5 protein-coding genes are annotated in these 7,676 nt (G+C 69.6%); all 5 read right to left on the bottom strand.

Features of this window, described 5'->3' with window-relative positions; translation table 11 throughout:
- Positions 1 to 323 precede the first annotated feature (323 nt).
- Positions 324 to 2,048, bottom strand: coding sequence for a dihydroxy-acid dehydratase (ilvD, locus tag HMPREF0731_RS01420; RefSeq protein WP_007002203.1), 1,725 nt, complete (start codon positions 2,046 to 2,048; stop codon positions 324 to 326).
- A gap of 174 nt (positions 2,049 to 2,222) precedes the next feature.
- Entirely contained in the window at positions 2,223 to 2,798 is a 576-nt protein-coding gene (locus HMPREF0731_RS01415; RefSeq protein ID WP_007002202.1) for a hypothetical protein, read from the bottom strand.
- Positions 2,799 to 3,021: 223 nt separating this feature from the next.
- Positions 3,022 to 4,359, bottom strand: a complete 1,338-nt coding sequence (locus HMPREF0731_RS01410; protein WP_007002201.1) for an MFS family transporter — start codon at positions 4,357 to 4,359, stop codon at positions 3,022 to 3,024.
- A 237-nt stretch (positions 4,360 to 4,596) separates the two neighbouring features.
- Positions 4,597 to 7,293, bottom strand: a complete 2,697-nt coding sequence (locus HMPREF0731_RS01405) for a valine--tRNA ligase (protein ID WP_007002200.1) — start codon at positions 7,291 to 7,293, stop codon at positions 4,597 to 4,599.
- 129 nt (positions 7,294 to 7,422) lie between these two features.
- Positions 7,423 to 7,676: DUF2497 domain-containing protein (locus tag HMPREF0731_RS01400; protein WP_007002199.1), on the bottom strand; the 254-nt coding region annotated here is incomplete at its 5' end.

Genomic DNA, 7,676 nt, shown 5'->3' with positions numbered 1-7,676 from the left:
CGGCGGCGGGCCATAGGGCTGCGCCACGGCCTCGCCCCCACCGGCGGCGAGCGGCAGGGCCACCAGCCCGAGCCCGGCCGCCAGGCGACCCAACAGGCTGCGACGATTCAGCATCGGCGTTCTCCTCTGTCACCGTGGCTGCCCGGATGGCTCTGCGCGAGGTCCAGGCCCTGGCAGCCTCTGCACAGGAAGAAACGCGCCACTCATGGCGATGCTGGGGCAAAAGCGTGACGAAGCGCGGCAGGGTGTGACGCGCTGAAAAACAAGGGGCGGAGCCTCACGGCCCCGCCCCCCTTTTTTTACCGGCCAGCCGGAGTGCCGGCTCAGATATCGGCGTAGCAATGCGTCTCCTCGGCGCCGCCCGGATGCGTCACCGCACCGAGATGCGCCGGGCCCACCAGCTGGGCGTATTTCCACAGCGCGCCGGAATTGTAGTCGGTGCGGCGCGGCTGCCACTCGGCGCGGCGCTTGGCCAGTTCCTCCTCCGACAGCAGCACGTCGATCGTGCCCTTCTCGGCGTCGATGACGATCTTGTCGCCATTCTTCAGCAGGCCGATCGGGCCGCCGACCGCGGCTTCCGGCCCGACATGGCCGATGCAGAAGCCGCGCGTGGCGCCGGAGAAGCGGCCATCGGTGATCAGCGCCACCTTGTCGCCCATGCCCTGGCCATAGATGGCCGCGGTGGTGGAGAGCATCTCGCGCATGCCGGGGCCGCCTTTCGGGCCCTCGTAGCGGATGATGATGACGTCGCCCTCCTTGTAGGCGCGGCTCTCCACGGCCTTGAAGGCGTCCTCCTCGCAGTCGAAGCACAGCGCCGTGCCCTCGAAGCGCAGCGTCTTCATGCCCGCGATCTTCACGATGGCACCGTCCGGAGCGAGGTTGCCCTTCAGCCCGACCACGCCGCCGGTCGGCGAGAGCGGCTCGGAGACAGGGCGGATCACGTCCTGATCGCGCGGGAAGATCACCTCGCGATGGTTCTCCGCCAGCGTCTTGCCGGTGACGGTGAGGCAGTCGCCATGCAGCAGCCCGGCATCAAGCAGCGCCTTCACGATCACCGGGATGCCGCCGATCCTGTAGACGTCATAGGCCACGTAGCGGCCACCCGGCTTGAGGTCGCCGATATAGGGCGCCTTGCGCATGATCTCGGCCACGTCCTGCAGGGTGAACTTGATCCCCGCCTCATGCGCCATGGCCGGCAGGTGCAGGCCGGCATTGGTGGAGCCGCCGGTGGCGCCAACGATCAGCGCCGCGTTGTAGAGCGACTCCTTCGTGACGATGTCGCGCGGGCGGATGTTGCGCTTCAGCAGTTCCATCACCGCGCGGCCGGACTCCACCGCCCACTTGTCGCGATCCTCATAGGGCGCGGGGGCGCCGGCGGAGCCGGGCAGCGCCAGGCCGATCGCCTCGGACACCGTCGCCATGGTGTTGGCGGTGAACTGGCCGCCGCAGGCACCGGCCGAGGGGCAGGCCACGCATTCCAGCGCGTGCAGATCCTCATCCGACATGTTGCCGGCGGCGTGCTGGCCGACCGCCTCGAACACGTCCACCACGGTCACGTCCTTGCCCTTGAACTTCCCGGGCAGGATGGAGCCGCCATACATGAAGACGCTGGGCACGTTCAGGCGCAGCATGGCCATCATCATGCCGGGCAGCGACTTGTCGCAGCCCGCCAGGGTGACCATGGCGTCGTAGCTGTGGCCGCGCATGGTGAGTTCCACCGTGTCGGCGATGGCGTCGCGCGAGGCCAGCGACGACTTCATGCCCTGGTGGCCCATGGCGATGCCGTCGGTCACCGTGATGGTGGTGAATTCGCGCGGCGTGCCGAAGCCTTCCTTGACGCCCTGCTTGACACTCTGCGCCTGGCGGTTCAGGGCGATGTTGCAGGGGGCGGCCTCGTTCCAGCAGGTGGCGACGCCGACCAGCGGCTGGGCGATCTCCTCCTCGGTCATGCCCATCGCGTAGTAGTAGGAGCGGTGCGGCGCGCGCTCCGGGCCGACGCTCACATGGCGGCTCGGCAGGCGCGACTTATCCCATTTGTGCTCAGCCATGCGGGCGTGACCTTCAATCTGTTGCGTCCCGGTGGGTGTATCGCGCAACAAGCTTCCGCCGGCAACCCGCCCGCGCCGTGGCGTGAAAAAAGCCCGGCGCGCGGGGCGCCGGGCTTTTCCAGGGCTTGCGCCCCGCCGGGCGGCCAGAGCGTGGCCGGCCCGGGGTGCCGCATATCAGCCCTGCTGCTGCTGCAGGATCATGCCGGTGCGGGCATCGATGCGCAGCTCGACGCTGTTGCCATCCTGCTCGGCGCTGGCGGTGATGATGTCGCCCTCGCGCTCGATGTCGCTGACCTCGGAGAAGCCGCGCTCGCGCAGCAAATGGCGGGCCTGGTCCTCGGTCAGCCGGGGCTCGTCCTGCACCTGGCCGGTGCGGGCATCGATGCGCAGATCCTCGACCCGCTCGCCGAAGCGCTTCGCCTCGGCGACCCGGAAATTGTCGTCCTGCCGCTCCAGCCCCTCGATGTCGCTGTAGCCCCGGGCTTCCAGCGCGCTGCGCAGCTGGTCCTCGGACAAGGCGGCCAGGGTATCGCCGCCCATGGCCTGGCCACCCTGGGCCTGACCGCCCATGGTCTGGCCATTCGCGGCGCCGCCCTGGCCGGTGGCGCCGGGTGGCTGGTTGGCCTGGGCCTGGACGCCACCACTGGCGCTGCCGGGCGCCTGCGGCGAGACGCCCTGGGACAGGGCCAGGCCGGGCGCGCCCAGCATCAGCAGGGTGGCGAGGGCGGTGGAGCCGATCAGCTTCGTCATGGCGGGGAAACCTCCAGTTTCGGGAAAGGGCCTCGACCCACGGCCTGCCGGCCGGGGCGCGGGGCTTGTGCCCCGCGGGCCTTGTCTCCGCCCCGCGCGATGGCGGCGGGGCGACGCGCCATCATGGCCGCGTGCTGGAAGAACAGGCGGCACCCGCCCTGGTTTCGCCACAATCGGGCCGATTTTCACGGAAACGCGAGCGTGGCCGCCCTGCCCGGCCCTCTCAATCCTCGTCGGTGGCGCGCAGATAGCCGTGCTGGCGCGGCTCCTTCATCGACAGGGTGGCGGCCAGCGACACCAGGGCGAAGGCGGCGACATACCAGTAGAAGGCGCTCTCCACCCCCTGGCTCTTCAGGTAGAGGGCGACATATTCCGCCGTGCCGCCGAACAGCGAATTGGCGATGGCGTAGCCGAGGCCGACGCCGAGCGCGCGGATCTCGGCCGGGAACATCTCGGCCTTCACCACGCCGCTGATCGAGGTGTAGAAGCTGACCACGAACAGCGCCGCCAGGATGCCGCCAAAGGCGGCGACCGGCGTCTGCACCCCGGCCAGCCAGCCCATCAGCGGCACGGTGATGACGGCCATGCCGCCGGCGAAGACCAGCAGCGAATTGCGCCGGCCGATGCGGTCCGACAGCGCGCCCAGCGGCGGCTGCAGCAGCATGTAGCAGAACAGCACCGCCGCCATGGTCTGGCTGGCGGTCGCGGCGCTGAAGCCCGCCGTGTTGACCAGGAATTTCTGCATGTAGGTGGTGAAGGCGTAGAAGCTGAGGCTGCCGCCCGCGGTCAGCCCGATCACCTGCAGCAGCGGGCGCGGATGCTTCAGCAACAGGGCGATGCTGCCCGCCCCGTCCCGGCCGCGCTCGGAGGCCGTGCTGGTCTCGTGCAGGGCGCGGCGCAGGAACAGTGCGATCACCGCCGTGCCCGCGCCGATGAAGAAGGGGATGCGCCAGGCCCAGGCGCGGATCTCGGCGGTGTCGTAGAGCGATTGCAGCACCACCACCACCAGCAGCGCCAGGAGCTGGCCGCCGATCAGCGTCACATACTGGAAGGAGGCGAAGAAGCCGCGATGCCGGGCCAGCGCCACCTCGCTCATATAGGTGGCCGAGGTGCCGTATTCGCCGCCGACCGAGAGGCCCTGCAGCAGCCGCGCGACCAGCAGCAGCGCCGGCGCCGCGAGGCCGATGCTCTGATAGGTCGGCAGCACCGCGATCATCAGCGAGCCGAAGCACATCAGCAGCACGGAGATGAGCATGGAGGCGCGCCGCCCATGCCGGTCGGCGATGCGGCCGAACAGCCAGCCGCCGATCGGGCGCATCAGGAAGCCGACGGCGAAGATGGCGGCGGTGTTGAGCAGCTGGACGGTCGGGTTGTCGCCGGGGAAGAAGGCAGGGGCGAAATACAGCGCCGTCGCCGCATAGACGTAGAAATCATACCACTCGACGAGATTGCCCGAGGACCCGCCGAGGATGGCGAGGACCCGGCGGCGCGTGTCATGCGGGTCGCGGGGCGCGGGCGCCGCCGCGGCTTCGGCGGGGGCGCCGCCTGTGCTGCTGCTCATGCTCAACTCCTGTCCACCCGCGTCGCGCCAGGGGGGCTGGCGGCGGGGCGCGGGCTCAGCGAGCGGATAACGCAGCACGGCCTTGCGCGATATTATACAAGACCTGCGTGTGTTGCAGTCCTTCCATGAACCGGCCGGAAGCCCTGCAAATCGGCGCCCAGTAAACCCGTGAATAATTCTTCACGGGTCGGACAGGAAACGCGCTCGGGGCCGGCGGCGGGGCCGGCCCCGGACGCCTCAGCCGGCGATGCGCGCCAGCGCCGCTTCGAGCCGCGCCACCTCGGCCTGATAGCCGGTCAGGCGCTCGCGATTCTCCTCGACCACCTCGGGCTTGGCGCGGGCGACGAAATCGGCATTGGCCAGCTTCTGCTCGACCTTCGCCGCCTCGGCCAGCGCCTTGTCGCGCTCCTTGCCCAGCCGCGCCCGTTCGGCGCCGAGGTCGATGACATCGGCCAGCGGCAGCAGGATGGTGGCCTCGCCCACCACGAGCTGGGCGCCCTTCGGCGCCTCGCCCTCGGCCAGCGCGCGGAACTCCGTGGCGCGGCCCAGGCGGCGGATGGCGTCGATCCAACGCGCGCCGCGCGCCAGGGTCTCGGGCGAAGCGCCCTGCAGCAGCAGCGGCACGGTGATGGAGGGCGGCACGTTCATCTCCGCCCGCACGCCGCGCACCGCCGAGATCAGCGAGACCAGCCAGTCCAGCTCCGCCCGCGCCTCCGCCGCGCCCTCGATGGCAACCGGGGTCGGCCAGCTCTCGCCGATCAGGCTGCATTCCGGGCCATAGCCGAAGCGGTCCCACAGCTCCTCGGTGAGGTAGGGCATCACCGGGTGCAGCAGCTTCAGGATGGTGCCCAGCACATATTGCGCGGCGCCCTTCACCTCGGCCTTCTCGGCAGAGTCGGGGCCGTTCAGCGCCGGCTTGGCGAATTCCAGGAACCAGTCGCAGAAGCTGTTCCAGACGAAGCGGTAGCAGGCCGACGCATAATCATCCATGCGATAGGCTTCGAGCGCGGCATTGGCCTCGGCGATGGCGGTGTTGGAGGCATCCAGGATCCAGCGCGCCAGCGGCGTCCGCACCTTGGCGGGGTCGAAGCCCGCATCCGGTCCGATGCCGTTCATCTCGCAGAAGCGGGCGGCGTTCCAGATCTTGGTGCCGAACGACCGGAAATCCTCGACCCGCTTGCGGCCGAGCTTCACGTCGCGCCCCGGCGTCGCCAGCGAGGCGATGGCGAAGCGCAGCGCGTCCGCCCCGAAGCTGTCCACCAGCTCCAGCGGGTCGATGACGTTGCCCTTCGACTTCGACATCTTCTGGCCCTTCTCGTCGCGGACCAGGCCGTGGATGTAGACCGTCTTGAACGGCACATCCCCCATGAAGTGGATGCCCATCATCATCATCCGGGCGACCCAGAAGAAGATGATGTCCCAGCCGGTGACCAGCACGTCGCCGGGGTAATACTTCTCCAGCTCGGCCGTCTTGTTGGGCCAGCCGAGGGTGCTGAAGGGCCAGAGGGCGGAGCTGAACCAAGTGTCCAGCACGTCCTCATCCCGCGTCAGGGTGACGTCCGCGCCCAGCTTCTGGCGCGCCTGGGCCAGCGCTTCCTCTTCCGTGCGCGCGACGAAGACGCTGCCATCCGGGGCGTACCAGGCCGGGATCTGGTGCCCCCACCAGAGCTGGCGCGAGATGCACCAGGGCTGGATGTCGCGCATCCAACTGAAGAAGATGTTTTCGAAGTGCTTGGGGACGAATTCGGTCTTGCCGGTCTCCACCGCCTCGATGGCGGGCTTGGCCAGGGTCGCGGCGTCGCAATACCATTGCAGCGTCAGCCGCGGCTCGATCGGCACGCCGGAGCGGTCGCCATGCGGCACGGCGTGGCTGTGCGGCTCGATCTGCTCGACCAGCTCCAGCCGCTCGAGCTCGGCGACGATCGCCTTGCGCGCCGCGAAACGGTCCTGGCCCAGCAGGCCGCGCACGAAAGCCGGGTCGGCGACGCCCTCGATGGCGGTGAGGTCGCCCTCGATCTCCGCCAGCATCACCGCGCCATCGGCGTCCAGCACCGAGGGCATGGCGAGGTTGTGCCGCTTGCCCACGGCGAAATCGTTGAAGTCATGCGCCGGCGTGATCTTCACCGCGCCCGAGCCCTTCTCGGGGTCGGAATACTCATCCGCCACGATGGGGATGCGACGGCCCACCAGCGGCAGGATGGCAAATTTCCCGATCAGGTCGCGGAAACGCTCATCCTCGGGATGCACGGCGATCGCGGTGTCGCCCAGCATGGTCTCGGGGCGGGTGGTGGCGACCACGATGAAGCGGCCGGGCTCGCCCTCCACCGGGTAGCGCAGGTGCCACAGGCTGCCCTTGACGTCGCGGCTCTCCACCTCGAGGTCGGAGATCGCGGTCTGGAACTTGGGGTCCCAGTTCACCAGGCGGCGGTCGCGATAGATCAGCCCCTGCTCGTGCAGGGTGACGAAGACCTCGCGCACCGCCTGCGACAGGCCCTCATCCATGGTGAAGCGCTCGCGTGGCCAGTCCAGGCTGGCGCCGAGGCGGCGCAGCTGGCGGGTGATGCTGCCGCCCGACTCCCCCTTCCATGCCCAGACATGCTCGAGGAATTTCTCGCGGCCGATCTCGCGGCGCTGCACGCCCTGGCCGGCCAGCAGCCGCTCGACCACCATCTGCGTGGCGATGCCGGCATGGTCGGTGCCGGGCTGCCACAGCGCGTCCCGGCCCTGCATGCGCCGCCAGCGGATCAGGGTGTCCTGGATCGTGAAGGTCAGCGCGTGGCCGATATGCAGGCTGCCCGTGACGTTGGGCGGCGGGATCATGATGGTGAACGGCGCCGCTGTGCTGTCGGGATGGGCGCCGAACTTGCCGGCGGCCTCCCACCCTTCATAGAGGCGCTGTTCGAAACTGGCGGGCGAGAGGGTCTTGTCGAGCATGGCGCACGCTTGTGCGTCCGCCGCCCCGCCGTCAAGAGCCCGCCGCCAAGACCAAGGGGGCAGGCACGCGCCAGGGAGGCAGGAGAAGGCCGGCGGGGCGCCCTGCCCCGCCCGGCAGCAGCTATTGCCTCAGCCGGCGTTGCGGCTCAGCAGCTTCTCGATCTCGGACTTGACCAGACGCTCCACCAGGGGCGGCAGGTGCTGGTCCAGCCAGGATTTCAGCATCGGGCGCAGCTCCTCGCGCACCAGATCCTCGATGGTGACGCCGCTGCCGCGCTGCACGCTGGCCTTGCGGTCATCGGCGACGGCGCGGGCCAGCTGGCCGATGGCGGCGGCCGCGGCGGCGGCGGCCAGCGGGCTGACCAGGCCATTCTCCTCGGCCG

The sequence above is a fragment of the Pseudoroseomonas cervicalis ATCC 49957 genome (genome assembly GCF_000164635.1).
In the GTDB taxonomy this organism is placed as follows: domain Bacteria; phylum Pseudomonadota; class Alphaproteobacteria; order Acetobacterales; family Acetobacteraceae; genus Pseudoroseomonas; species Pseudoroseomonas cervicalis.
This window is presented reverse-complemented; position numbering and strand designations above follow the sequence as displayed.

Bases quoted from the DNA above. Each gene is read 5' to 3' on its own strand.
- HMPREF0731_RS01415 (WP_007002202.1), bottom strand. From the start codon at position 2,798: ATGACGAAGCTGATCGGCTCCACCGCCCTCGCCACCCTGCTGATGCTG.
- HMPREF0731_RS01405 (WP_007002200.1), bottom strand. From the start codon at position 7,293: ATGCTCGACAAGACCCTCTCGCCCGCCAGTTTCGAACAGCGCCTCTAT.
- ilvD (WP_007002203.1), bottom strand. From the start codon at position 2,048: ATGGCTGAGCACAAATGGGATAAGTCGCGCCTGCCGAGCCGCCATGTG.
- HMPREF0731_RS01410 (WP_007002201.1), bottom strand. From the start codon at position 4,359: ATGAGCAGCAGCACAGGCGGCGCCCCCGCCGAAGCCGCGGCGGCGCCC.